This window comes from Ktedonobacter racemifer DSM 44963 (assembly GCF_000178855.1).
In the GTDB taxonomy this organism is placed as follows: Bacteria; Chloroflexota; Ktedonobacteria; order Ktedonobacterales; family Ktedonobacteraceae; genus Ktedonobacter; species Ktedonobacter racemifer.
In genome coordinates this window covers 1,835,858-1,860,744 of sequence record NZ_ADVG01000001.1, presented here as the reverse complement: position 1 = coordinate 1,860,744, position 24,887 = coordinate 1,835,858, and the positions used below count along the sequence as shown (strand labels likewise).

The following is a 24,887-nucleotide window of genomic DNA, read 5'->3' as shown; positions in this document are numbered from 1 at the left end:
CTAGCGCTCCGCGCTCAGGTTTTCGGAGAAGTGGTAACTAGTCTTTAGATCGTGGATCGAAGGCGTCACGCAGGCCATCACCCAGGAACGAGAAGCTCAAGACGATAATCGTAAGCACAATTGAAGGCAACAGGACCTCCCAAGGATGAGTATCGACCAGGTTGGAGGCATCATTAATCATCAGACCAATGCTGGAGCCAGGAGGCTGTACACCCAGGCCCAGGTAGCTCAGACCGGCCTCGTTGATGATGATTGAACCCAGGTCGAGGGTGACCTGCACAATAACGATGCTAAACAGGTTGGGAACGATGTGCCGGACGATGATGTTCCAGTCAGTGGTACCCATGGTGCGCGCGGCTTCCACAAACTGCTGTTCGCGCAACTGGAGGGTCAGGCCACGAACCTGGCGGGCCATGAAGGGCCAGCCAACCAGGGCCAGGGCCATCGAGACCAGCACGAGGCGTGCATTGCCGTTTGCGCCCACGAGTGGGATATGGCTGAAGGTTGCATCTGCCGAAGAGCCGAAAATACCGGCGAGCAGGATGGTGAAGAGCAGGCCTGGGAAGGCGAACATAATATCGGTAAAGCGGGCCAAGAGCTGGTCAATCCACCCGCCATAGAAGCCAGCGAGGATACCTACGGTCAGGCCAAGCACGACCGTAATGATCTCAACGACGACAGCGACAGTGATGGAGATCAACATACCTGCCATCAAGCGTGCGAAGAGGTCGCGACCCACGCTATCGGTACCGAGCAAGTATTGCCCTGAAGGATTTTCATCCTGGCGATCCAATTCCTGGTGGAAGGGATCATGATACTGCTGGGGGCTGATATTGCCATAGGTGGTGCTGTTATAGGTACCCCCAACATGTTGGTAGATAACTGGACCAATAATGGGCAAGATAATAAAGAAGATGAGGAACGCCAGGCTGATCATGGCGCGCTTGTCACGGCGCAGGCGGCGCATGGAATCCTGTAAAGGAGTCGGCGACTTTTTTTGTTGCCGCATGTCGGGCTGGATTCCATCCTTGCCCGTTGTTTCGACCGCGTACTCGCTCTCCATTGGCATGGCTGTGTCAGGCGCTATCATACCAGGGGAGGCATTGTTCTTGTCTCTTGTTTCCATATTCTAGTGTCTCCTGTCTCCTACTCGGCTTTGATGCGGGGATCAACAAATGTATAGAAAATATCCGACAAAAGGTTGCCGGACACAACACAGGTCGCGAATAGGACGGTAGTAGCTTGAATGACCGGGTAATCACGGTCCGTCACCGCCTGCAAACCGGCAGAGCCGATTCCAGGAATGTTGAAGATCTGCTCAATGAAGAAGGCACCCGCCACAATGGTACCAATTGCCAGGCCAAGCACGGTCATGATTGGGATCAGTGTGTTGCGGAAGGCATGGCGGTACACAACCGCGCTCTCATGCAGGCCCTTGGCACGCGCAGTACGCACATAGTCCTGGCGTAGAACCTCTAGCATGGTGGTGCGAGTCAGGCGGGCATAGAAAGCAAAGCCAAGAGCTGAAAAGATGATCACAGGCACGATTTTGTACTGGATATCATTCCAACTGTAACTCCACACTGTTCCCCAGTTGGCCACGGGCCAGGGGTAGCCCGTTACCTTGTCGAGCCACACGATGAGAACCTGCGCAAAGATGGCAAGAATAAAGGCTGGAAGGGCCCAGAAAATCAATGACGTTCCCATGAGCAGGGTGTCGAGCCAGGAATTGGCTTTGAGAGCCGCGACAATTCCTGTCGGAATACCCAGGAGCAACGTCAGCGTCAATGCCCATATCCCCAGTTCGGTTGAGGCGGGGATTCCCTGGAGGATGATCTCCGAGACAGGGCGTCCTTGTGTATGGAATGAATAGCCAAAATCGAGATGGAACAGACCACTGAGGAAGTTCCAATACTGTTGATACCAGGGTAGATCAAGGCCATACTGATGCTTTAGCTGGGCATACAGCACAGGATCTTGGTGCTGGCCTAAAAGTGCTCTGATGGGATCGCCTGGAGCCAAATAGCCGAAAATGAATGTGATGAAAGTCACGGCGAGAATCACAAAAACGAGCCCTATTAGCCGCTTTACGAGGAATTGAACCATGTTGTACCCCTTACTCCCTACTCGAGGTTTGGTGTGCTAGGTTGACCACGATGGTCTTATGCGCAAATGCTAGATTTCTTGCTCATCGTACGATATCTATGAAACGGCACCTCTCCATAGACGATCTCCGATTATAACTACCCGTGCATGATCGTGGATAGATGCTGTCTATTGTAAGTTAGCCTGATGCGTATGTCAAGCGAGCCGTTTGAGATATGAGTGTAAGAAATGAGTAAGAGTGTAACCAGGGTGAGCGCGCTCGTACTGTAGTTGTAGCCCTCCTGCTCTATATGCAGTGCGTGCTACATTCCAGTGAAGAGGGATACCTCACTCTTTTTCTAGTCGATTTGCCTCAACTGCTCATTCGTTCCGCATTCAGTCCCGGATCCCGCGTCTTACCTCTGTCGCTTTTTTAGTGGCAACAAGGGCTTTTAGCGTATTGATAAAGTGCTTTATCATATTCTGAATGCAATTTATCAGGGTCCTGGTACTGTTCTTATTGTAAAAGACGCGTTAAAATGATCAGTTTCTATTGGTTTGAGTCGAGAGAAAAACTACTACCTACGGATGAGCCTCTCTTCTTGTGCTTTCACTTTACATTACGCCGGAAGATGTCGAATTCTCTCACAGAAGAAGATTATACAAGAGACAATCGGTAGAAAGACTTACAAGAACAGAACGCAGATGGCGGTCTACCAGCGTCTATTCTTGAGCTATTATATGTTATTGTATGCCATAGGAACGGCGTTTCCATGGGGAGAGAAGGTCATAATGAACGTTCGGATGGCCCTTATCGCGCCTCCCTTCCTAATAGGACGTTTGTCTTATGTTACAGGCATGGATGCTAGCTGAGAAATCCTCGTCATTTCAGTCATTATCCCATATCATTATCCCATAAAGAGGGAAACAGGCCAGTGAGTAGTATCTACCCACTGGCCTGTTTAAAGCGCTGCTTACTGTGTAGAGAAGACTACTTGTAAGCGTTGGTGTTGCCACAAGGAGAATCGCCGGTCTTGTAGATCTTAGACCAGTCCGCTGGTGGTACCAGACCCTGAGCGTTGTCGATAATACCCTTGACGCAGGGTTTGAGGACATAGGAGCTCTGGCGCTGCAACCTGGGGATCCAGGCGGCATCGTCGACGAGCTGCTGCTCAATCCTGTTGTACTGCGAGATGCGCTCAGTGCTGTTCTGGTTGGCATCCGCGGTCGTCATCAGGTCCTGGATTTGCTGCTCGGCGGTAGCGTTCTGCGACTGGTTCTGGCCAAAGTTGGTCTCATTGTAGGAGGAACCCTTACCAAAGAGGAGGGTGGTCCAGTCCTGAGGATCGGGATAGTCCGCGATCCAGGCAATGGCCCACATCTGAATACCCTTGGCATTACCAGTGGCCGCAGAGGTATCGTCCAGGAGTTTATTGAAGTCTTCGTCGTTAATGGTGACGCTGACGCCCAGAGTATCCTTCCACTGCTGCTGCACAAACTGGAATTCGTTCTTGGCTGTTTGCGAACCACCAGTGGCGACGGTCAGCGTAACCTGTGGGAAGTTAGCCGTGGTATAGTGCTCTTCCTGCATGCCTTGCTGGAAGAGCTGCTTGGCGAGAGTCTTGTCGCCCTTGGTGCTGGTCACACCACCAGGTCCCTTCAAATCAGGATTGTAACCGGGCATGCCCTGGGGAACAATATGGTTAGTCGGCAGGCGCGAACCCTTATAGATGTTCTGCGAAATGGTGTCTTTGTCGATGGCAAGGGCAAAGGCCTGGCGAATCTTGATGTTGTTAAAGGGCTTCACCAGGAAGTTCAAGGCGTAGTAGTCGATAGCCAACTCAGGCGCCTGGCGGAACTGCTTATTAGGCAGCGCACGTGCCTGGTCCAGGTTCGCAGTAGGAACACCAGCGGTATCGACCTGGTTGGACTGATAAGCCTTGTAAGCCGTCTGAGGATCTTTGTAGAAGGGGAAGACGACCTTTTTCAGTTGTGGCTTGAGACCCCAGTAGTTTTTATTAGGCGTGAAACTGACCTGCTGACCACTGACGTGCTTATCCAGGATGAAGGGACCCGAGCAGCCGCCCTCACCGAGGTGCTTCAGGAAATCGGTATCGCCATACTTCTGGACAAAGCTCTTCTCCACCACATAGGAGGTGGAGTAGGTCAGGGCATCGAGGAAGTACTGGGCTTTCTGCGTGGTAACGATCTTGACGGTTGAGGGATCAGGGGCGAAGAGGCTGTCATTGATCAGTGTCGGAACTTTACCAGCGAAGCGCTTGTCCGAGTCCTTGACCAGGGCCAGGTAGGCGGGAGCGACGGTGGATTTGAGCTCGGGCTTGAGGGCGCGGTCGATGCTGAAGATCACATCGTCAGCGGTGATGGGGTTGCCATCACTAAACTTCAGCCCCTGGCGCAGGGTGAAGGTCCAGGTCAGGCCATCGCTGGAGGTATTCCAGGTCTGCGCGAGTTCGCCGTATACCTTGAGGTTGTCGTCGAGCTGGACCAATCCCACAAACATCATATCCAATGCCGAGATAGATGCTGAGTCTGTAGAGAGGGCCGGGTCAAGTGTGGCGACATCGGAGATGCCGCTGTTGGGGGAGACATAGATCTGCTTGTCATCGGAAAGCTTGCTGCTCGTCGTGGTGCTGTTGCCAGAGCTGCCGCCACAAGCGACGATCAGCATAGCTAGTAGCATCAGGATTGCTGGTAAAAATTTACCAGCATGTTTCTTGCCAGGTTGCATGTAAATACTCCTTGTCCTAAGGATAGTACATACGAGCATTTCTATGAACTGAGAACAGCTTCTTCGAAATGCTTTTTATATAGGTAATGCCGGCTTGCTCCTGAAAGGGGTAAGAGAGCATATTACCTGCCTGGTGACGGGTATTCTGTTGAGATGACTGCTTTGGCACCCGAATTCCTGGATAAAGAACCCCTCTTCTGTTGTTGGCTGTGAGCTATGTTTGCGCGCAGCGCAGATAATTTTTTACTGTAAATAGAAATACGTGTGAAGCAATCGACTTATCTCTCTCTCTACTCGCTTTATCTTTAAAGAAAGGTGAACTCTCTAAGTCGTTTGCTTTTGGATGTGGCTTTTGTCTTCACAAACATAGCTCTTGTGTGTAATTACGTAAGCATAGTAGTTAAATCTCTCACGGATTTACCACAATTTTGAGTTTTTCCCTTAGTATCTACATTTCGATAAATATTGATGCTGGAGGAAAGACATAGATTTGCTGGTCGTCAGACGCTTTACTGCCATTGGCGCCACTTCCTGAGCTGCCACAGGCGACAACGAGCATGGCAAGCAGTACCATGACAGCAGGCAGGAACCAGCTAGCAAAAAGAGGGGAGTAAGCCATATATGGCCCGCTCCCCTCTTTTTGTGGGAAGAAGTGGTATGAGCGCCGCTCTTCCTCCCTTCGCTTACCAATTCTAACTTACAAGTCAGGACTTACTTGTAGGCGTTGGTGCTGGCACAAGGAGAGTCACTTGTCTTGTAGATGTTGGTCCAGTCCCTTGGCGGAGTCAGCAGTTGCGCATTGTCCACCACGCCCTTGACGCAGGGTTTAAGGACATAGGAGCTCTGGCGCTGAACGATGGGAATCCAGGCGACATCATCGACGAGCTGCTGCTCGATCTTGTTGTACTGCGAGAGGCGTTCCGCGCTGTTCTGGTTGGCGTCTGCGACTGGCATGAGGGCCTGGGTCTGCTGCTGGGTTGCGATATCAGAGGATTTACCCAGACCATAGTTGAAGTTGTTGTTCGAAGATCCCTTGCCGAAGAGCAAGCTGGTCCAGTCCTGGGCATCGGGATAGTCGGCGATCCAGTCGAGCGCCCACATTTGCAGGCCCTTGGGATTATTCACAGTATTGGAGGAATCGTCGAGAATCTTATTGAAGTCCTCGTCGTTGATGGTGACGTTGACGCCCAGGGTATCCTTCCACTGCTGCTGCACGAACTGGAACTCATTCTTAACGGTTTGTGAGCCGCTGGTCGCAACGGTGAAGGAGATCTGCGGGAAGGTAGAAGCCGTATAGCCCTCCTCCTGCATACCTTCCTGGAAGAGCTTCTTGGCCAGATCCTTGTCGCCCTTGGTGCTGTTTACACCGGCTGTTCCCTTTAGATCGGGATTGTAGCCAGGCATGCCCTGAGGGATGATATGGTTCGTAGCGAAACGTGCTCCCTTCCAGATGTTCTGCCCGATAGTGTCCTTGTCGATGGAGAGGGCGAAGGCCTGGCGGATCTTGATGTTGTCGAAGGGTTTTGCCATGTAATTCATCGTAATGTAGTCGATGGCAAGCTCAGGCGCCTGGCGGAACTGCTTATTGGGGAAGGCGCGTGCCTCGTCCAGGTTGGCAGTGGGGACACCAGCCTGGTCGACCTGGTTGGTCTTGTAGGCCTTGTAGGTCGTCTGGGGATCTTTGTAGAAGGCGATGACGAACTTCTTGAGCTGGGGTTTAGGACCATAGTAGTTGTCATTAGGTACGAAGCTAATGTACTGGCCCGGAAGGTGCTTATCCAGCTTAAAGGGACCTGAGCAACCACCCTCGCTCAGATGCTTGAAGTAGTCAGTATCGCCATACTTCTGCATCAGGCTCTTCTCGACCACATAAGAGGTCGAGTAGGTCAGAGCATCGAGGAAGTAGGCCGCTTTCTGGTTGGTGACAATCTTGACAGTGTTAGGATCGGGAGCGAAGAGGCTATCGTTGATCAGGGTCGGAACTTTACCGGCGAAGCGTTTATCCGAGTCCTTGACCAGGGCCAGGTAAGAGGGGGCGACGGTGGATTTGAGCGCGGGCTTGAGGGCGCGGTCAATGCTGAAGATCACATCGTCGGCGGTGATGGGGTTGCCATCGCTGAACTTCATTCCCGGGCGCAGGGTAAAGGTCCAGGTCAGGCCATCGCTGGAGGTACTCCATTTCTCAGCCAGTTCGCCATACACCTTGAGGTTGTCGTCGAGCTGGACCAGGCCGGTGAACATTGTGTCAATGGCGCTGATAGATTCCAGGTCGGTGGAAAGGGCCGGATCGAGTGTGGCGACATCGGAGATGCCACTGTAAGGGGTAACATAGATCTGCTTGTCGTCGGAAAGTTTGCTGCCTGTGCTACTGGTACCAGAGTTGCCGCCGCCACAGGCGACGATCAACATGGCGAGCATGATAAACATGCCGGGTAAAAATTTACCTAAAAGCTTTTTGTTCGGCTTCATGTACGAAATCTCCTTGAACTGAAAAGAGGAAAGAAGATACGCCACAGCGCTACATAATAGCATAACAAGCAAAATATTCAGCATTGAATATTTTGCACGCTACGCTATTTGCTCTTGAAAGATAGATTGCTAGTATACCTGCTTACAAGGTTAAAGCTAGAAAATATATCCTCTTCTACAAAAAGAGCGCAAAGAGGAGTTTAGCCCAGAAAACAAATCTTATAGAAAGAGTCATTTTCTGTGCAGGTTACTTCTACTTAAGAGCAGATTGTGATTATTGAATACATGTATATATACGCCGATGTTTTGCACAATCTCTCAGATTTCTTTAAGAAATTTCAAGCCCAAAAAGTTTGGCCTGATTTTTCCCTTTGATAAAGCGTTCAGAGCCGGAAAAGCGTAGAGGAGAGCAGTCCAGGCTCGCTCTTCTTTCTGAGTGTTGCTCGCGTTTTATGGCCGAGACGAGGTGTGGTAAACGTTTCCAAGGAATCATGCCAGCCAGATATTGACAAATGGAGACATCTCTGGTAGAGTTTTGCTAGAAAGAATGTTCTTGTATGAAACGCCAGGAGAGAGGTTCACCGACACGAAGGACGTGTTGTTGGAAAGGGAGAAGGCACCAGGTGCAGTTGGTCGAACGACATCTCATTCGTCATCAGGATGCACGCTTTGCCATCATTGATCGGGCAGCTTTTGCCTCCAAAAACCTCTATAACCAGGCCAATTACCACGTCCGGCAAGCCTTCATTCACGAGGGTACCTATCTCCCCTACGCTGCCATCTTTCATCGCTTGAAACATCACGAGGCCTATCAAGCCCTGCCTCGCAAAGTCAGTAATGCCATCCTGATTCAGCTCCACCACAATTGGAGCAGCTTTTTTGCGCGTGATGGAGGCCTATCGCGAAGACCCCTCTGCCTTCACGGGACGCCCCAAGATCCCTGGCTATCAAGACAAAACCAAAGGCCGTTTCCTGCTCATCTACGAGAAAAAAGCCCTGGGCAAGAGGGTATTCAAGCGCACGGGCAAGCTGGTCCCATCAGGATTGCCCATCGAGATCGCGACCCAGATCACCTGGGAAGCCATCAGGCAGGTTCGCATCGTTCCACGCGCTGATGGCTACATGCTGGAGGTCGTCTATGAGCAGGAGATCCAACCGGCTGCGGTCAACCCACAGCTTCGGGCAGCCGTGGATGTGGGTGTCAATGTGCTCGCAGCCATCACCAGCGACAAACCTGGTTTTGTGCCTCGCCTGGTGAGTGGCAAACCCCTTAAAAGCCTCAATCAGTGCTACGTGCGATCCGTTCAGCCGAAACTTGCTGGATAAGTAAGGGGAAGGCTGGCAAGACATTGATCAATGTCTTGATAACTGATTATCTGACGTGAGGTGCAATTCCTCACCTGTGAAGTGAGCACGGAAAGACGATGCCCTACGGTAGCGACTGGTCCTCAATCCGTAAAGCGGGTATCCAGGAGAGGAAACTGCTAGTCTGAAGCAGACCCATCTCCGAGTCAGGCGGCTATGGTTAGCAGTTCATTCAACAGAATGAATAACGCGAATGTGCAACGGAACCATCGTTAGGTTGAACAAGTCAAACAGGCTGATAGACTTGACCAAAAGGTAAGGTACCAATCTGCGAAACAATGGAGAAAGTGAAAGGGTAGTGTCGTGATACCCTGCCTCACTCACTAGCGTACCCGGTGGATAGCACAAACCTACGGCAGCGCAAAACAGATAATCGGAACGGAGTAACTCGAAGGTACGCTCTCATTGGAGGTCGATACGATGAGCAGGAAACCATCCGCAAGCTGCCTCCGAGAAGGATTGCCTAAAAAGCCAATGCCTGGGGTAATGCCCAGGATATGCTGACGTAGGCACGGTAACATGGAATGAAGAGAAACGAGTAGTATGGTGAAAACGAAGGCACCCAAGATCAAGCTACCACCTGACCCTGAGAGTGAAAGTTGGAACAAGCTGCCCTGGCGCAAGCTTGAGCAGCATGTTTACCGCCTACAAAAGCGCATCTTCAAAGCCGAGAGCCGTGGCAACACAAGAGCAGTCCACAAACTACAGAAACTTCTGATGAAATCCAGAGCGACAAGGCTTTTAGCGGTTCGACGAGTGACCCAAGACAACCAGGGAAAACGCACAGCAGGCATTGACGGAGTAAAATCAGTCAAACCGGCCCAGCGTTTCACTCTGGCTGAACAAATCCACCCCAAGCAATGGTCTCAATACAAACCCCAACCAGTGCGAAGGATCTATATTCCCAAGCCTGGAAAGGATGAGAAAAGACCCTTGGGGATTCCCATCATGCGAGATCGCTCGCACCAGTGCCTCGTAAAGTTCGCTTTAGAGCCACAATGGGAAGCCAAATTTGAACCCAATAGCTTTGGTTTCCGCCCTGGACGTTCCTGTCATGATGCAATTCAAACCATTCACACCAATATCTGCACACAGGCAAAGTATGTCCTGGATGCCGATATTAAAGGAGCATTTGATCATATTGATCATCAGGCACTTCTCGCCAAACTCGACACCTATCCCGCAGTAAGGCTGCTTGTGAAAGCTTGGCTCAAAGCGGGAATCATTGATAATGGCATATTTGACGAGACCCGGAAAGGAACCCCGCAGGGGGGAGTCATCTCACCATTACTTATGAATATCGCGCTTCATGGTATGGAAACGGACTTGATAGCGGCCTACCGGTGGAAGGAGGGACGACCCAAATTTGTCCGCTACGCCGATGATCTGGTGGTTTTCCATCCCAAGCTCGAAGGCGTCGAAAAAGCAAAAGAAATCCTTTCGGAATGGTTACAGCGCATTGGACTAGAACTCAAGCCGAGCAAGACACGGATCACGCACACCTTGATGGAATATCAGGGAAAAACGGGATTTGATTTCCTTGGTTTCACCATACGCCAGTATCCGATGGGGAAAACACACACCGGAAAGCGGCCTAATGGTCAACCACTTGGCTTCAAGACACTCATCAGACCCAGTAAGGAAGCGATTGCGCACCATGTGAAAGAAACGCATCGTCTGGTAGCAGAGCACCGGAGCATGAAACAGGAAAAGCTCATTAAAGAGTTGAACCCGGTCATTTACGGATGGGCAAACTACTACCGAAGCATCTGTGCAAGAAGGGCATTCAAGCACTGCGACATGGTACTTTTTCGACAATTGGAAAGATGGGCGAATCGCAGGCACCCAAACAAAAATCGACACTGGATTATGCAAAAGTATTGGAAAGTGGATGAAGGAAAGGGATGGATCTTCCGAACCCCCGACCTACAACTACGAAACCACCAACAAACATACATCCGGCGTCATGTAAAAGTGAAAGGAACTGCCAGCCCATATGACGGAAATCTTCTTTACTGGAGCCAGCGACTCAAGAAACACCCGCTTCTTAACGGAGTTAAAGCAAAACTTTTACAGAAGCAAGAGGGAAAATGCCGTTGGTGTGGACTGTACTTCAAAGATGAAGACCTCATAGAGATCGATCACATTACCCCGAAAAGTGAAGGAGGCGGAGAGGAATTGAGCAACAAGTTCGCTCTCCATCGTCATTGCCACGACGAGCGCCACTCGAAAAAGGCCAACGGTACCTACGACAAAGGCCATGTTACTGAGGAGCCGTGTGACGGGAAACTGTCAAGCACGGTTTTGAAGACGAGTAGGAGTGGTGACACTCATGCTTAGTTTTAACAACAAACAGCGCGCCAGGCAGCAGCAACGCCTCGCGCATGAGAACCGATACACCTCGCGCCAGCTGGATCGCGTGACGACGAAGCGCAATCGCCGTGTGGATGCGTATCTGCACACGGCCAGCCGTCGGATCATTGACCTGCTGGTCAGCGAGGGCATCGGAACGCTGGTGATTGGCAAGAATCCCTTCTGGAAACAAGGGGTGACCATGGGACGCAGGAACAACCAGCAGTTTGTGCAGCTTCCCCATGGCCGTTTCATTGAGCAGTTGACCTACAAAGCGCACCTGGTTGGGATCAGGGTTATCCTTCAAGAAGAAAGCTACACCAGCAAGGCCAGTTTTCTGGACGGCGACCCATCCCAACCTATGAAGCCAACACGGCTGAGAAGCCGGTGTTTTCAGGCAAGCGTGTTGCGCGCAGTTGGTATCGTGCCGGGGATGGACGCCTCCTTCATGCCGATATCAACGGATCGTACAACATCTTACGCAAAAGTAGCTCCGACCCTTTGCAAGTGGGGCGAGGAGTAGCGGGAGCCGCAGTTCTCCCCAGACGGCTGGCCGTCTGAACGGATGACGTATAGGCATATTTGTCATCATTTTAAGATACTGTGTACATAGAGGGAGAGACGCGGGGTCCAAAGCTAGAGGAGTCGGAACCATGGCCCCGACTCCTCTGAGGTATAATGTTTGCCTTGTAGGCTAAGATTAGCCTGCCTGTACGCGGTAAATCTTGGCCCAATCATCAGGCGGGGTGGTATTCTGCCCGTTATCAACGAGGCCGACGATATCGGTGGTACGCAGGAAGATGGCTGTTTCCTGCTCCATTGGTAGCCAGGCAACATCGTTCACAAGCTGTTGCTCGGCTTGCTGGTATGCCTGGAGTCGGCCACCTGCATTGGTGAGGCCATCGGCCCTGGTAAGCTGGTCCTGTAATGCCTGCTGTTTGGCGGCCGTCGGACCAAAGTTCTGGCCATAGTTCATATTGTTGTTGACTGTGCCCTTCCCAAACTGATAAGAGAGCCAGTCCTGTGGATCAGGATATTCACCAATCCAGGAGAGCGCCCAGAACTGTAGCTCCTGGTTATTCATGGATGAGGCCGTTATCTTGTCCAGGAGGGTATTGTAATCCATGGGGTTTGGTTTCACGGAAATATTGAGGACTTTCTGCCATTGCTGAATGGCTGCCTGGATCTCCTGTGTGATGGTAGGAACACCGGTTGCGTAGCTTAGCTCGATATCTGGTAGATCGGAGACGCTGGCAATATTCTCGTCTTTGAGTCCCTCTTTGAGCAAGGTTTGGGCCAGTTTGGGGTTGCCGATAAGGGCTTTCGTCTGGTCTGGGCCAGTGAGTTTCTCATTATATCCGGGCATACCCTGAGGGAGAATATGATTTGTCGGGAGTGCGGTCCCTTTCCAAACATTTTGCACAATGGCCTGTTTATCAATGGCCAGGGCAAAGGCCTGGCGAATTTTCACATTATCGAAGGGCTTGGCCAGGTAGTTCATGGTGTAGTAGTTGATCCAGAGCTGTGGAACCTGGTGAAAGTCCTTCTGTTTACGCACGTTCTGGTAGTTGGCCAGGGGCACGCTGGCGGTATCGACCTGGCGATTGGTATAGGCTTTATAGGCCTCTTGAGCGGTCTGGTAGAAGCGATAAGTAACTTTTTGTAGCTGGGGCCTGGCATTATAGTAGTGTGTATTGGGAGAGAAGGTAATGGATTGCCCATGTTTATAGTCTGCGACGCGAAATGGGCCAGAGGCCCCTCCCTGGCTTAAATGGTCAGTAAATTGGGCACCATACTTTGTGACCATACTTTTTTCAACCACATAGGCGCAATTCATGCTCAGGCGCGCAAGCAAATACGTGGCGGGCTGCTCTGTCGTAATCATGACGGTACTGGCATCTGGCGTCGTAACGCCTGTGCCGATGATGGATGCACTGCGGCCTGCGATGACCTGGCTTGCACCCTTGATAATATTGAGATATAACGGTGCGACCGTCGATTGGGTTGTGGGGAGCAGCGCTCGGTCGAGGCTGTAGGCGACGTCAGCAGAGGTGAGTGGTGTACCATCGCTAAACGTCAGGTGTGGCTTGAGTTTAAAGGTCCAGGTGAGTCCATCACTATCGGTTTGCCAGCTCTGGGCGAGCTGAGGGACAACTTCGAGTTTATCGTTGAGCTGTACCAGGCCCGTATAGAGCATCTGGACAGCATGAATTGAGGTATCATCATGCGCCAATGCCGGATCAAGGGTATCAAGATTGGTAATCCCAACCTGGGGAATGATATAGGTCTGCTTGTTCGCGGGAGCCTTGACCATGTGCGGTGAAGCATCCCCAAAGAGACTACACGCGCTGAGAAGAACGAGTAGTAGACAGAGCCCTGGTAGATAGAGGTATTGCCTGGTGAGATCGGTTTTCCTGGTAGGAAACATAAAGCGTGTCTCCTTTAACGCTTGTGATTGTGTGAAAGAGGCTGGACAGCGAAAATAAAGGCATGTGGTGCTGGATTGCACATAATGTGCACACAATACGAGAGGGGCACGGGTATTTAACGCGCGTGCCCCTTATACTCTAATAACGTCGCAGGCATGTCACTTCTCACATACCTGGTCGTAAATTGCTATTCGCTGCGAGAGAGGCTTGCCTCCTCTCCTCTATACAGGAGCTTCTTGGATGCAAGCTCTATGCCTCTACCCGGCTAGAAGCGCACGCTTATCTCGTCGAGATGTCCACCAACGATGGCGCGCAAGGCGACATGGAGGAAGGCATCGGCACTGGTTGTCGCCAGCGCTTTAGGCCAGGCCATATAGGATTCCGCCGCCGCCTGAACGATTTGCAGGGTGTGGCCCTGATCCCTGGTTGCGTCAATGTGCCCAGCGGCGATTGCAATAGCTCCAAAGAGTGCGCGAGGATCATGACCAACTTTCAGGTAGCGCTGGGAGGTCGCCAGGGCGCCAGCGAAGTCTTTATTTTTGAGCTGCTCCTGAAGGGTCTCAAGCTGAGAGCTGGCGATAAAACCGCCGCCAGGAATGGTGCTGGCCGCTGTCGGCTCGGTTTGCTTGAGTGGAGAGCTGGCGATCTCCTGGCGCAACGCGCTGACATAGGCTGCGGAGGTATAGAGCAAGGGCAGAGCCTCTACATCCTGCACGCGGCGCATAACCTGCTGGACGGCGGAGGCGAAGAGTAGGCCGTGGGCTACCTTGATATACTGCTCATGTTCGGCATTGTCGAGGGTACGCAGTAGCTCAGTGGCTGAGAGCGCGATGACCGCAGCTGTGGCGACAGGTGAGGCCTCGCTCTTGATTACTGTGTTGTAGACACCCTGGCACACCTGGATTGTATCCGAGGTGCTATTGACGAGCTTGTAAAGCTCCAGCGCATTCTCATCTTTGGGCGTGGAGAGGCGCGTGCGTACACTCTTCATGCTATTTTCGGGCTTGGAGGCAAAATCGCGTACGGTGCGAGCCCAGGCTGGCTCATCGCTGCCTGATTGGAGGGGCAGATGGGGCGCGAGCCAGTGCAAGATGTTGGGAACGCGGTCGCCCCACTCAACGGCATCAAGCAACTGAAAACCACGCACGGCGAAGATGAGTGGGTGACCACCGTGTTGGAAGGTGTCGGCGACGGCCTCAAATGCCCGGACCTCCATCGTGCGGTAATCCGCGCCAGTGCCGTAGAGCCCAAAGAGCAGGCGTTCTACGGCCAGGACATCGTTACTGTGTACTGCTTTGCGCAGGGCCTCGCCAACAGTCGTATTTTCGCCAAGATCGCTGGGGAAGAGTGGCTCAGGATAGTTAGGCTCAACGCCAGTGCCCACGCGCAAGGCGGTTCTGGCTAGCCTGGCTGCCTGGAAAAAGAGCGGCAAGGCACGCTCTTTGACGGGAACAGTCGAGTCCACTGGCTCTGGAAGAAAGGGAATCAGGCGGCTCAACATGGCCGCGGCAGCCAGCACGGTGGCGGGATGCCCATCGCTGTCCCCGTGAACGGCAATCATGCCCAGGCGTCCCAGGAGAACGTCGGGTGAGTTGGTGTCATGTAAAATGTCACGCACAGAGGCGATTAATTGTTCTGTATTGCCCTCAATCGCTGCGCTAAGCACGTTTGAGAGGTCTACCCTCATTTCAACTTGTGCCATGGATAAGCTCCTACAAGAAAATATATTTTGATAGGTATGATACCTTAGGTATGATACCTGCATCATAGCATAGCCCATGAGCAATGCTATGGGTATGAGTAGTGTGGCAGGAGGCGAGCTGCCAGAAGCTAGCCCGCGTCCTTTAATTCACGAATGTCTCGCTCAATGCCGGGAATATCTGCGTATTCCTCGTCGAGGAGTTTATATGCTCGACTGAGGTAGAGACCAGAGAGCCTGGCGCCACGCTCGTTTGGCGAGATAGCCGCAGTAACTAGCTCAGAGCCACGATACTTCTCGGCCAGGGTGCCCGCAATGCGTTGCATCTGTTGCTCTGTCTCGCGTAAGAGTTGCTGATCATGCCCCTCGATGGCGTACCGGGCTGTCCCAATGAGCTTGCCCAGCTCAGCCAACTTCTGCCTTTCAGGCATGGCATGAAAGACGAGGGAATCGGCATCCAGTTTCTCTACTGAAAACCGTTGCGCCTCGCGTTTCCTGGTCTGGATAGTGGCAATGTACGAGGTGTACATCTGCCCATATTCCTGACATGCCTCGGCCGCCAGGTTCATGCGCGCCATGTCATCCCTGGAGCTGACGCTACCAATGTCGCAGAGATCATCATCGCGGTGCTCCGCCAGGAGCTGCATATATTCCAGGGTCTGGCCCTCTTCCGGAATGGGAGGAATCGGCATGCCAGAAATTGTGTCACTGTCTTGCAACTCCTCAGTAGGGAGATGGGCCGCTAGCAACGGTGGAATATATTTCGCAATGGACATAGGGATAGGGGGTACGATGCAATAGGTGCAAAAGACATTGTTGGCATCGTTGCGATTGCGAACAACAAAGATGGCATGCCCCTTGGGTGCTTGTGAATTACCGCGTAGGAATTGGATTGCCATAACGATGATTTCCTCCAATACAGGGCAATCCGTCATGTCGATGCATGTTTCTTGCCCCCCTCTATATCAACTGTTCAACTTCCAGCGTCTGTTCTGTCGTGACAGGATGCCTCTCTATTTTCGCATGATCAGCCCTCTTTGTACAAACTTTTTATTTCTGGCCCTTATAAAGTTGCCCAATACGTCGTACCAGGTCTTTATTGGCCTGTATCTCCTCGTTGGTGAGATCCTCACCGCTGGTAGGAATAGCGCTTTCAAAGCCCTGGAGATGCTCGATGATCCCTTGACTGCCCGCGATACGCGCGAAGTTTTCGACGAGAATACGCGCCTGTTCGTCGTGATCCTGGCGCACATCAGTCAGCGCGGTCAGCGCGTACAGATCGACATATTGTCGCAGGAAGAGGCTCCAATGCTCTGGCTTGCTCAACGTATTCATGACTCGCTCAACCTGGGTGATCGCTTTACTCTCTTCATCGCGAGCACGGTCGAACTCGTTACGTCTAAAGTAGATGCTTGCGCGAGCCGAACGCGTGTCGACCACGCCTAGTGGCTGGCGTGTCTGGTGGTACAGGCGCAGGGCCTCTTCAAAGTCGCTGAGTGCTTCGTCTAGCTCGTCTTTTCCGCGCCTGGCGAGGCCGCGACTCAGGAGCGCATCGGCATGGCCTGGCGTGTGTCCCGCCTGCTTGAAGCGCGTGATCGCGGCCTCGCTATTTTCGCTGGCCTCATCCCAGGCGGATTTGGCGATGCTGACCTGGGCCAGGCCAAGGACCGCTGAGCCATCACCGACGAGGCTCTCCAGGAGCTGGAACTGATGACCAGCCGCGAGCAACGTCTCGGTCGCGGCATCCAGCTCAGCCTCTGCCAACTGTTTTTGCCCTAGACCAAGCAGGGACCGGGCTGCTACCAGCGGCTCCTGCACATGCTGAGCCTGAGTTTTGGTCTGCTCGAAAAGCACGCTGGCCTGGGCAAAGTCGCCGCTCGTCAGCGCATATTTCCCCTGAATCAATGTGACCTGAGGCTGAATACGCTGTGCCAGGAGATTTTGTTGTATGGCCTCCTGCGCCCTTTGCAGGCTACGCTCGACCTCGTGTAGATCACCACCATAGATCGCTATCTGGGCCTCTCCAACTGCGATCTGGGCACGCAGTGTTGCGCTGGCGACCGGATCGATCTCTTCGCAACGATTAGAGGCATCGGCATAGGCGCTCTGAGCCTGTTGAAGCTTCCCCATGTGCAGGTAGGTATTGGCGATACCAACAATGGCACGCCCCTCGACCAGCACATTCTGCAACTTATGGGCCTGCGCCCGTGCATCGTCGAAGGTGGTAAGCGCGCTTTCCGCGAAGCCACGACGATATTGCACCTCACCCAGGCTGGTGGTTGTTTCGGCCTGTCCCACACGGTACGCAATGGCTTTGTAGGTGCGGGCAGCGCGTTCGAGCAGGGAATTGGCGAATGTGAGCTGACCACGGCGGGTATTTACCTCGCCCAGTACACGATTGGCATTGGCGTTGCCCAGGGCGTTGTGCTGTTTGGTGTAGAGATCGAGCGCGGTCTGTGCGCCTGTTAAGGCCTGGTCAACCTCGTTGCGCAGGAGCATCGTCTCGGCCAGACCCAGGTCGGCGTCGGCCTCGCCCAGCTCATACTCAAGCGCGCTTGATGTTTTGTAGGCCTCAGCAAACAGGTTGGCGGCTGTCTCAAGCTCTTCGCGTTCCAGGTAGATGCGTGCCAGCCCGAGTTGAGCATCAATGGTACCAAAGATGTCATTGGTGCTCTGGTAGATGTTCAGCGCCTCTTGATAGCCCTTCAGTGCCTCATCAAATTTGCGCTGCATACGCTGGACATCCGCCAGGCTACGACTGGCATCTGCAAGATTGATGCGGTCGTTAGACTCTTTGTAATAGTGGACGGCATCCTGGTAGTGTTCAGCGGCATAGGCGCTATTGCCGCGCTGGAGCTCGATGTGTCCAAGGGCTAGCTCGGTGTTGCCCAGCCCCTGAGGGTATGTATGAGCGTGATAGATTTGTTGTGCCTTATGATAGGTGTCCTGAGCGCGATCCAGGTGTGCAAGCTGGCGTTCGAGGTGCCCGATAGCAAGTAGACCGCCAGCCTCGCTGAGCGGATGGCCTGAGTCGCGATAAAATTTGATTGCGCGCTGATAGCTGGTAATGGCCTGCTCCAGGGCATTGTTTTCGCGCTGTACCTCGGCGATGAGCATGCGGCTATCGCCTGCGCGTTTAAACTCTCCAAGGAGGCGAAAGCGTATCTCTGCGTCGCCAAAGGCGTCAGAGGCCTGGTCAAGTTTGCCTTCGTTATATGCTTCCAGCCCTGCTTGCAGACGTTTTTCTGCCTGTTGGCGATCCTTGAGTTGTTTCTCTGTATCCTGTGTAGACATTGTATATCTATTCCTCAGACGGTGAGTCAGTGGATGTAGTAAATTGAATAGGCTTATTTTTCTAGATTCATTGTAGTGCCTGAGGTCCAGAAAGTCAAAAAGTCAAAAAGCTATGAAGCAGGTGACCAGCGCGCGGGAATGTGATAGAATAGCGGCTACGATAGTAAAAGAATCAGGCAAGCATTGAGCCGTCTTTTATGTACCGGGTCAAATACGTTGCCGAAGGAGCCGTAAAACCATGAAAGAAGACATCCTCTCGCGTGTAGACCTTTTTTCCACTTTAAATAAGAAAGAGTTGCAAGAGATTGCAAAGAACTGCCAGGAGCGCACATTTAGCGCGGGTTCCACATTATTTTCGCAAGGTGATCCTGGGGTTGCCCTGTATGTACTGACGCAAGGCAATGTGCACATCAGCCAGGCAAACAATCCTGACCGCGCCGAAGAAGTTATTGGCAACGCAGGTGTCGGCGAAGTTCTGGGCGAGATGGCGCTTCTCGATGAATTGCCACGCTCGGCAACAGTTGTCGCGGCAGAGGATGTGACGGTGCTTGTATTGCCTGTGTGGGAGTTCCGAGGTATCTTACGCTCACATCCCGATATTGCCTTGAAGATGTTGGCTGTCCTCAGTCGGCGTCTGCGCAAGGCAGAGGCGCGCCAGCACGATTAAGTGACGCCATTGTGCCAAACTATTTCTTAGTAGGTGAAGTGATGCATCCAGGCAGCCTGTGGTTGCCTGGATGCATCACTTCACCTTACTCTATAACTTATTTTTGTCGAGATTGATCCTGCGTATCAGTCTGTGGGGTTGTGTCGCGATACAACAGCTTTTGCATCTCTTCAAACATTGTTTCCACATCGGTAAATGAGCGATAGACGCTGGCAAAGCGGATATATGCGATTTTATCGAGATGTTGCAGGTGCTCCATAACCAGTTCGCCGATAACGCTACTGGCAACCTCTTGTTTGCCGGAGCGATCAAGTTCCTGTTCAATTTCTTCGACCGCTTTCTCTATTTCGCTAGCTGGTAGCGGTCGTTTTTCACAGGCTTTGCGCAGACCTGCATAAAGTTTTTGCCGGTCGAATGCCTCACGTCGCTGATCGCGTTTGATGACCATCAAAGGTACTTTTTCAACCCGCTCATAGGTGCTGAAACGCCCTTTGCAGTGCTCGCATTCGCGGCGTCGATGAATTGCGTCACCGATGTCACGAGAGTCTTTTACGCGAGATTCACCACATCCGCAATAAGGACATTTCATGGTATGTCCTCCAATACTATTTTGTGTGTAATAGGCATATTTTATCACAACCTGGCGCATTGGAGGGTATTCTTAGGAGACATTCCTTAGCGAGAGCGGGCCGTAGCCAGTTTTTGCCGACGTGCGTCCGCATTTGGCACGCTTGACTCAGTCTGTTGAGCAGGCGACTGCTGTTGTAATTGAGGATGGACCTTCCCCACATAGCCTGAACGTAAGCGCGAGCCCTCACGCCAGTAGGCATACCAGTAGGGACCATGACCAGGGCCATTACGACAGGTGCTGCACGAAGCTTTGCCACATTTACGATACTGCAACTGATAGGTAATATGCTGATTGCTTGGTATATCTTTCATTGATCAACGCGGCGCTTCATCTCCTGCCACCGGCGCTCCCTCACACGTAAACGAGAGGCACCTCCTCTTGATTGTTGTCTATCAATCTGGCTGGGACGAGCGCCGCCTCTCCTTTCATGACACATAGACCATCGCTATGATGGCACACCTTTTGCCACGTTTCCGGAAAAAATCGCCAAATGTGTATGTAAGTCTTTAATATAATAACATTGTGCCCTGAACATTGTATGAATTCGTGCCGTGCAAATATGAAACATCGTTCATCAAATGTTCTGTGATGAAAACAAATTATAGCATGAGAAAAGTGAAAACATATTAAAAACCTATAGGTATTCGTTACATTTTTTTTAGCATTGCTCCAGGGGAGGGCGTGAGCGGAAGTTCTCGTGCTTGTGGGGCGCTCGGAATTGAGAAAAGCTACGTTTGGCTTTTTAAAAGGCTTCTTGGTGATTTTGCTGCAACATATTTCTTTTCTCTTTGGGAAATGATGTATAATATGTCTGTACATCTACCTTCGGCGAGAATCTTCTGTTCCGTTTGTTGTGTTGTGTTGTAGGATCGGAAAGAGGAAGGACACTATGCAGATCATCATCAAAGGCCGACAGATGCACGTCTCCTCACAGTTGCGCCAGCGTATTGAGCGCAAAATTCAGCGCCTCTCCCGCTTAATTGATGAGGACGTACTTGTGCAAGTTACGGTTGCGGAAGAGCAGACCAAAAGCGCACAGGATCGCTTCTCAGTACAAATCTCCCTTCCCGCACATGGACATGTGCATGCCGCACGTAGCGAGGAACGCGCCCCCAACCCAAATGCAGCGCTCGATATTGTTATAGATAAAATAGAGTATCAACTTGGTCGTGAAAAAGATCGCTTGACGCGACGTCGTCAGCACCAGACGCCGGGCATCAAGACGCTTGAACTTTCACGTACCGGGCAGCTCTCTTCGCTTGAAGAGGAGCTACACTCTCCTACAGAGGAACCTGCTATTGACCAGCGCATGATGGAGGAGCAAGAGAACGAGCAGATCTGGTCAAAAATTGTTGAGATCAAGAGCCTACCAACCAGGTCGATGACCGACAAAGAAGTAATTGCGCTGATGGAGAAGGATGGCGCTTCGTACTACCCGTTTTATAATGAGGAGACCAGTAGCGTTAATGTGATGTATCGCCTGGAGCAGGGCGGCTATGGCTTGTTAATCCCAGCTATGGAATAAGTGCTGGTCAGTGCCATATACAAGGGCTTTACAAAATCTACTTTCAACGTACGTTTTCGCGCCTATGGCGCTTACAAGAGCAAAGGATGTGGGTGTGGTGAGGGGCAATTGCCCCCTTACCACACCCACATCCTGTATTTAGCAGCGCATGACGTTTCGGGCCTCTAGGGAATGTGGACTTCAAATTCCCAGGGAGGCAGGATTGGCGTCTCGAATTGACCAAGGGGATCGGCTGCTCGCACAAGTAACTGCTTTACCTCTGGCTCTGGGAGCGGGCGGAAGCGCGCACTTCCCTGGTACACGGTATGCTCTGGATCATTGCCCAGGTCTGTGCGGGCCACGATCATGCCCCCACGATCTCCGGCCCACTGCGCGCCAGTGTCGGCATGCAGCGAGAAGATGATGCGTGGCACAAAGGCGAAGCCAGCAGGGAATGGAGGGCGAATCCAGAGATAATGGATTTCAAAGTGTTGCGCATAATAGCAGAGCTGCTGGAGGAGCAGCGTTATCCCCCGCTGCTTTTGCTCAACTTCGAGCGTGATGACGCGATGTGGCTTATGCTGGGGGGCAGGTGGAGCGCTCTCCTTATCAGGAGTGGGCATGGTTTGCGGGGCAGCAACGACTACTGGAGGGCGCGAGGCCAGTTCCAGGGCTTGAGGCGAGAATGGAGCAGGGTCTTTCAATATTTCATTACACAATTGTAGGCATTCATCGCAGATGTAGGCTGCTCCAGGTCCTGCGACAAGATGCTTTACCTCTGAGGCATGGCGTCCGCAAAATGAGCAACGCGCCAGAGATCGATCTGTGCTCATAACTCCATCCTTAGTGACGAGGAGAAGCACCTACTCCTGTATATGAGCGCGTATGGTGGCTGCGGCGGCATGATGCAGGCCAAGGCGCTCAAGAATATAGGCGTGGGCTTCCCACTCCAGTCTATCATCCAATGGTGCGAGTTGGAAGGAGGGAGGCGTGAGCGGTTCCTCCTCCATAACTGCCGTCACCATTATTGATTCTCCAGATGTTTCTCCAGACTTTTCAGGGAGAGTTGCCGACGAATAGCCATTGCTCGCGGGAGGAGCCTCGGCCAGAACGCGGTAATATTCGCCACCATATTTACGTTTGAGTGCCAGTGAGAGTAAATGGTCCGCGAAGTGCGGATTTTTGGGCAGGAGTGAGCCATGCAGATAGGTGCCATAAGCGTTGCGGTAAATGGCTCCCTCGGTATGATCCTCGGCGTTATTGCCGGAGCCTTTGAGTACTTTTCCCAGGGGTTTGGCCGTACCCAGGTAGGTGCGACCACCATGATTCTCAAAGCCCACCAGTGTGGAACCATTCCAGTTGAGAGCGATATCGCCAATACAGCGAGGGACGCGTTTCCCCTTGTGCAGGGTCCAGGCATCAAAAACGCCCAGCCCACGCATGTCTGGTCCCTCCGCGGGTCGATAGTAGTGCGCCAGCAGCTGAAAGCCGCCACATACCGCAAGAACAGGCATATCATCTTCTACGGCCGCCCATAAGCCGATGCCTTTGAGATCATAGAGATCCTGGGCAACGGGCGCCTGTTCTTTATCCTGCCCGCCCCCGATAAAGAGCATATCATACTCATCGGGAGCCAGGGCATCTCCAATGCCCAGGCCAACAACACGAAGTTCAATGCCGCGAGCCTGGCACCGGCGTTGAAGCGTCATAATATTGCCACGGTCACCATACAGATTCAATTGATCTGGATAGAGGTGCCCGAGGGTCAACGTGAGAGGCTTGACGGAAGCGTGCGTCATGCGTCTCTTCCTTCCCAGTAGCGGGGTGCGAGGCCCTGCTCTTCTAAAAGACGATGAATTTCTAATAACCCAGTATACGTTGGAACTACAAACAATGTCTCCCTCTCGGGTGTTTGCTCCAGGGCAATGCGTATCGCTTGTTGAACACCATAGACACGTGTGGAGGGGCCAGCAGGGTAACTCTCGCTCCCTTCTGCTTGTCCTTTCGCACGTGAGCGCCTGCGCCTGGACATATGTTTCTCCCGCTCCGCGCGTAGTGGCGTGGAGGGAATAAGCCGCATCTGCGTTTCGGCGATGCCAGCGTACTTGAGACGGAGCATCAGATCGCGTGCGCGCGTCCCTGAAATGGTGACTGAGGCAACATTGCCCACAGCCCTCTCAAAATCTACGTCCCAGATCCAGGAAATATCTCGCCCGTCCGCGGTGTTATCATTGAGCACAAAGAACACATGTCGCTTATCTGAAGTTGGTAAAGAAGTCACTTCGGTTGGCTTCTCTGGCTGGCTGGACTCAACAGTGATGCCCGTTGTTGTTTCGCCTGCGTGTGTGGCGTGGGTTATGCTTACCTCAGTAGTAAGTGCCGTATGCTCCTCTTCTCTTGTAGGACTAAAGAGGGTTCTCAGCACCTCATTGAAGCCAGTTGGATTTTTGGCAAGCAGCAAGCGAATGGTGCGTCCTTCGACATCAATGCTTTCACCCCGTCCAAAGACCGGCTTGAAGCGTTCAATACCCGTTTGCACAGGTATCCAGGGTAAGTTGATGGCCTCGGCAACTGCGATGGCGCCTAGCGTGTTATAGATATTGTAAATCCCAGGCAAGGGCACGACAAGTTCATGTTCTGTGTCGCCAATGGCGATATGTAAACGCTGGCGGTCGAAGCTTTCGGGCTGGATTTTTGTGACCCGTACCTGGGGCTGCGGACGCGACCAGTCCCCATTAGGGCAATGGTAGTGCCCAATATGGCTATAGAAACGCGCGTCATAGATATATTCCTTGCCACACAGGGGGCAGGTACGGCTATCAATGACCTGGTGTTGTTCATCCTCCTGCTTGTGGCTCAGGTCCAGAGAGCGATCATCAACGCCATAGTACACGACCTGTCCCGCGAAATCTCTTCCCAACTGCGCCGTGGTTGGGTCGTCGGCATTTAAGACCAGGATGGTACTTGTGGGCAGGTTTTGCAGCGTCTTCTGCCACTGACTGGAGATGCTGTCAACCTCGCCATAGCGGTCCAGTTGGTCGCGAAAGAGGTTGTTAAAGAGGAGTACACGCGGGGTGATGGACTGCGTGACCCGGGGGAGCGTGGCCTCATCGACCTCCAGGATGGAGATGGCCTTGCCAGAGCGTTTGAGCTTTCCGCTCGGGAGGGCGCGGATGACCAGGGAACTGGCGATGCCGCGCATCAGGTTGGAGCCTTCTTTATTATGCCAGACGCGCAGGCCCGCATCGCGGATGATGTTCGCGATGAAGCCACTCGTCGTTGTCTTACCATTAGTACCAGTGACGATGATACTGCCGTGTTCAAGCTGGGTTGCCAGGTGTTCTACAATACCTGGATACATGCGCTGAGCCACGATGCCAACAATGCTCGTGCCTCCACCAACATGGAGACGGCGACTGAGGGCGCCCGCGGTGCGGCCCGCGACCACGGCCAGTCCTGCGCGTAACTGCTTACCCTGAGACCTGGTTGATAGCTGACTCTGTAGGTTACGCCGGGTCCGGGTAAGCGATGTGTGACTCGCGGTCTCTTCTCTTTCCGATGTGTTCCGCTCCTGTTCCACTGGCTGAGACGATTTATTCTTTCGCATATTCTCCCTCCGAGTCAGCGCTGTGTATTGTATCTT

The 24,887-nt window shown here is 52.5% G+C and carries 20 protein-coding genes; 5 read left to right on the top strand and 15 right to left on the bottom strand.

Annotated features, from left to right (window positions below; genetic code table 11):
* Positions 1-37: 37 nt before the first annotated feature.
* The 6 genes from KRAC_RS08145 to KRAC_RS75660 all read right to left on the bottom strand — a co-directional run bounded on the left by KRAC_RS08145 (position 38) and on the right by KRAC_RS75660 (position 8,166).
* The gene (locus KRAC_RS08145; RefSeq protein ID WP_007905978.1) at positions 38-1,126 is read right to left on the bottom strand and encodes an ABC transporter permease; all 1,089 of its coding nucleotides are present in this window, start codon (positions 1,124-1,126) and stop codon (positions 38-40) included.
* A 20-nt stretch (positions 1,127-1,146) separates the two neighbouring features.
* Entirely contained in the window at positions 1,147-2,106 is a 960-nt protein-coding gene (locus tag KRAC_RS08140) for an ABC transporter permease (protein ID WP_007905977.1), read from the bottom strand.
* 970 nt (positions 2,107-3,076) lie between these two features.
* Positions 3,077-4,834 carry a peptide ABC transporter substrate-binding protein gene (locus KRAC_RS08130; RefSeq protein ID WP_007905975.1) on the bottom strand — a complete coding sequence of 586 codons (1,758 nt, stop codon included), beginning with the start codon at positions 4,832-4,834 and terminating at the stop codon, positions 3,077-3,079.
* 448 nt (positions 4,835-5,282) lie between these two features.
* Positions 5,283-5,453 (bottom strand): hypothetical protein, encoded by a 171-nt coding sequence (locus KRAC_RS70945; protein WP_007905971.1) that lies wholly within the window; start codon positions 5,451-5,453, stop codon positions 5,283-5,285.
* Between the two features lie 92 nt (positions 5,454-5,545).
* Positions 5,546-7,303, bottom strand: coding sequence for a peptide ABC transporter substrate-binding protein (locus KRAC_RS08125; protein WP_007905970.1), 1,758 nt, complete (start codon positions 7,301-7,303; stop codon positions 5,546-5,548).
* Positions 7,304-7,881: 578 nt separating this feature from the next.
* Positions 7,882-8,166: a hypothetical protein gene (locus tag KRAC_RS75660; RefSeq protein WP_052568085.1), complete on the bottom strand. Its 285-nt coding sequence runs from the start codon at positions 8,164-8,166 to the stop codon at positions 7,882-7,884.
* 16 nt (positions 8,167-8,182) lie between these two features.
* Between KRAC_RS75660 and KRAC_RS75655 the strand changes: the two genes are divergently transcribed.
* From KRAC_RS75655 to KRAC_RS08110, 3 genes are all read left to right on the top strand, one after another.
* Entirely contained in the window at positions 8,183-8,629 is a 447-nt protein-coding gene (locus tag KRAC_RS75655; RefSeq protein ID WP_244421979.1) for a hypothetical protein, read from the top strand.
* Between the two features lie 582 nt (positions 8,630-9,211).
* Positions 9,212-11,008 carry a group II intron reverse transcriptase/maturase gene (ltrA, locus tag KRAC_RS08115; protein ID WP_007905969.1) on the top strand — a complete coding sequence of 599 codons (1,797 nt, stop codon included), beginning with the start codon at positions 9,212-9,214 and terminating at the stop codon, positions 11,006-11,008.
* Positions 11,001-11,543, top strand: coding sequence for an IS200/IS605 family accessory protein TnpB-related protein (locus tag KRAC_RS08110; protein WP_040442133.1), 543 nt, complete (start codon positions 11,001-11,003; stop codon positions 11,541-11,543). The genes ltrA and KRAC_RS08110 overlap by 8 nt, the downstream gene beginning before the upstream one ends.
* Before the next feature lie 177 nt (positions 11,544-11,720).
* Here KRAC_RS08110 and KRAC_RS08105 read toward each other — a convergent pair whose 3' ends face one another.
* From KRAC_RS08105 to KRAC_RS08090, 4 genes are all read right to left on the bottom strand, one after another.
* Positions 11,721-13,448, bottom strand: a complete 1,728-nt coding sequence (locus KRAC_RS08105; protein ID WP_007905967.1) for a peptide ABC transporter substrate-binding protein — start codon at positions 13,446-13,448, stop codon at positions 11,721-11,723.
* Between the two features lie 266 nt (positions 13,449-13,714).
* Positions 13,715-15,151 carry a hypothetical protein gene (locus tag KRAC_RS08100; protein ID WP_007905965.1) on the bottom strand — a complete coding sequence of 479 codons (1,437 nt, stop codon included), beginning with the start codon at positions 15,149-15,151 and terminating at the stop codon, positions 13,715-13,717.
* Positions 15,152-15,279: 128 nt separating this feature from the next.
* On the bottom strand, positions 15,280-16,047 hold the full coding sequence (locus KRAC_RS08095; protein ID WP_007905964.1) for a hypothetical protein: 768 nt from the start codon (positions 16,045-16,047) through the stop codon (positions 15,280-15,282).
* 151 nt (positions 16,048-16,198) lie between these two features.
* Positions 16,199-18,442, bottom strand: coding sequence for a tetratricopeptide repeat protein (locus KRAC_RS08090; protein WP_007905961.1), 2,244 nt, complete (start codon positions 18,440-18,442; stop codon positions 16,199-16,201).
* A 238-nt stretch (positions 18,443-18,680) separates the two neighbouring features.
* On the opposite strand from KRAC_RS08090, the gene KRAC_RS08085 reads away from it, so the two are divergent.
* The gene (locus KRAC_RS08085) at positions 18,681-19,109 is read left to right on the top strand and encodes a Crp/Fnr family transcriptional regulator (protein ID WP_007905959.1); all 429 of its coding nucleotides are present in this window, start codon (positions 18,681-18,683) and stop codon (positions 19,107-19,109) included.
* A 97-nt stretch (positions 19,110-19,206) separates the two neighbouring features.
* Here KRAC_RS08085 and nrdR read toward each other — a convergent pair whose 3' ends face one another.
* Positions 19,207-19,698: a transcriptional regulator NrdR gene (gene nrdR, locus KRAC_RS08080; protein WP_007905955.1), complete on the bottom strand. Its 492-nt coding sequence runs from the start codon at positions 19,696-19,698 to the stop codon at positions 19,207-19,209.
* Between the two features lie 86 nt (positions 19,699-19,784).
* The gene (locus tag KRAC_RS08075; protein ID WP_007905953.1) at positions 19,785-20,051 is read right to left on the bottom strand and encodes a DUF6788 family protein; all 267 of its coding nucleotides are present in this window, start codon (positions 20,049-20,051) and stop codon (positions 19,785-19,787) included.
* A 578-nt stretch (positions 20,052-20,629) separates the two neighbouring features.
* On the opposite strand from KRAC_RS08075, the gene hpf reads away from it, so the two are divergent.
* Complete coding sequence (hpf, locus tag KRAC_RS08070; RefSeq protein ID WP_007905950.1) at positions 20,630-21,265, top strand: ribosome hibernation-promoting factor, HPF/YfiA family; 636 nt, start codon at positions 20,630-20,632, stop codon at positions 21,263-21,265.
* Between the two features lie 164 nt (positions 21,266-21,429).
* On the opposite strand, the gene KRAC_RS08065 is transcribed toward hpf, so the two are convergent.
* The 3 genes from KRAC_RS08065 to KRAC_RS61075 are packed head-to-tail and all read right to left on the bottom strand — an operon-like array spanning position 21,430 to position 24,851.
* Positions 21,430-22,077 carry a ClpX C4-type zinc finger protein gene (locus KRAC_RS08065; protein WP_007905948.1) on the bottom strand — a complete coding sequence of 216 codons (648 nt, stop codon included), beginning with the start codon at positions 22,075-22,077 and terminating at the stop codon, positions 21,430-21,432.
* 30 nt (positions 22,078-22,107) lie between these two features.
* Positions 22,108-23,043, bottom strand: coding sequence for a type 1 glutamine amidotransferase (locus KRAC_RS08060; RefSeq protein ID WP_007905945.1), 936 nt, complete (start codon positions 23,041-23,043; stop codon positions 22,108-22,110).
* Entirely contained in the window at positions 23,040-24,851 is a 1,812-nt protein-coding gene (locus KRAC_RS61075) for a Mur ligase family protein (RefSeq protein WP_007905943.1), read from the bottom strand. Before KRAC_RS61075 ends, KRAC_RS08060 begins: the two co-directional genes overlap by 4 nt.
* Positions 24,852-24,887: the final 36 nt, after the last annotated feature.

Bases quoted from the DNA above. Each gene is read 5' to 3' on its own strand.
- KRAC_RS08145 (WP_007905978.1), bottom strand. From the start codon at position 1,126: ATGGAAACAAGAGACAAGAACAATGCCTCCCCTGGTATGATAGCGCCT.
- KRAC_RS08140 (WP_007905977.1), bottom strand. From the start codon at position 2,106: ATGGTTCAATTCCTCGTAAAGCGGCTAATAGGGCTCGTTTTTGTGATT.
- KRAC_RS08130 (WP_007905975.1), bottom strand. From the start codon at position 4,834: ATGCAACCTGGCAAGAAACATGCTGGTAAATTTTTACCAGCAATCCTG.
- KRAC_RS70945 (WP_007905971.1), bottom strand. From the start codon at position 5,453: ATGGCTTACTCCCCTCTTTTTGCTAGCTGGTTCCTGCCTGCTGTCATG.
- KRAC_RS08125 (WP_007905970.1), bottom strand. From the start codon at position 7,303: ATGAAGCCGAACAAAAAGCTTTTAGGTAAATTTTTACCCGGCATGTTT.
- ltrA (WP_007905969.1), top strand. From the start codon at position 9,212: ATGGTGAAAACGAAGGCACCCAAGATCAAGCTACCACCTGACCCTGAG.
- KRAC_RS08110 (WP_040442133.1), top strand. From the start codon at position 11,001: ATGCTTAGTTTTAACAACAAACAGCGCGCCAGGCAGCAGCAACGCCTC.
- KRAC_RS08105 (WP_007905967.1), bottom strand. From the start codon at position 13,448: ATGTTTCCTACCAGGAAAACCGATCTCACCAGGCAATACCTCTATCTA.
- KRAC_RS08100 (WP_007905965.1), bottom strand. From the start codon at position 15,151: ATGGCACAAGTTGAAATGAGGGTAGACCTCTCAAACGTGCTTAGCGCA.
- KRAC_RS08095 (WP_007905964.1), bottom strand. From the start codon at position 16,047: ATGGCAATCCAATTCCTACGCGGTAATTCACAAGCACCCAAGGGGCAT.
- KRAC_RS08090 (WP_007905961.1), bottom strand. From the start codon at position 18,442: ATGTCTACACAGGATACAGAGAAACAACTCAAGGATCGCCAACAGGCA.
- KRAC_RS08085 (WP_007905959.1), top strand. From the start codon at position 18,681: ATGAAAGAAGACATCCTCTCGCGTGTAGACCTTTTTTCCACTTTAAAT.
- nrdR (WP_007905955.1), bottom strand. From the start codon at position 19,698: ATGAAATGTCCTTATTGCGGATGTGGTGAATCTCGCGTAAAAGACTCT.
- KRAC_RS08075 (WP_007905953.1), bottom strand. From the start codon at position 20,051: ATGAAAGATATACCAAGCAATCAGCATATTACCTATCAGTTGCAGTAT.
- hpf (WP_007905950.1), top strand. From the start codon at position 20,630: ATGCAGATCATCATCAAAGGCCGACAGATGCACGTCTCCTCACAGTTG.
- KRAC_RS08065 (WP_007905948.1), bottom strand. From the start codon at position 22,077: ATGAGCACAGATCGATCTCTGGCGCGTTGCTCATTTTGCGGACGCCAT.
- KRAC_RS08060 (WP_007905945.1), bottom strand. From the start codon at position 23,043: ATGACGCACGCTTCCGTCAAGCCTCTCACGTTGACCCTCGGGCACCTC.
- KRAC_RS61075 (WP_007905943.1), bottom strand. From the start codon at position 24,851: ATGCGAAAGAATAAATCGTCTCAGCCAGTGGAACAGGAGCGGAACACA.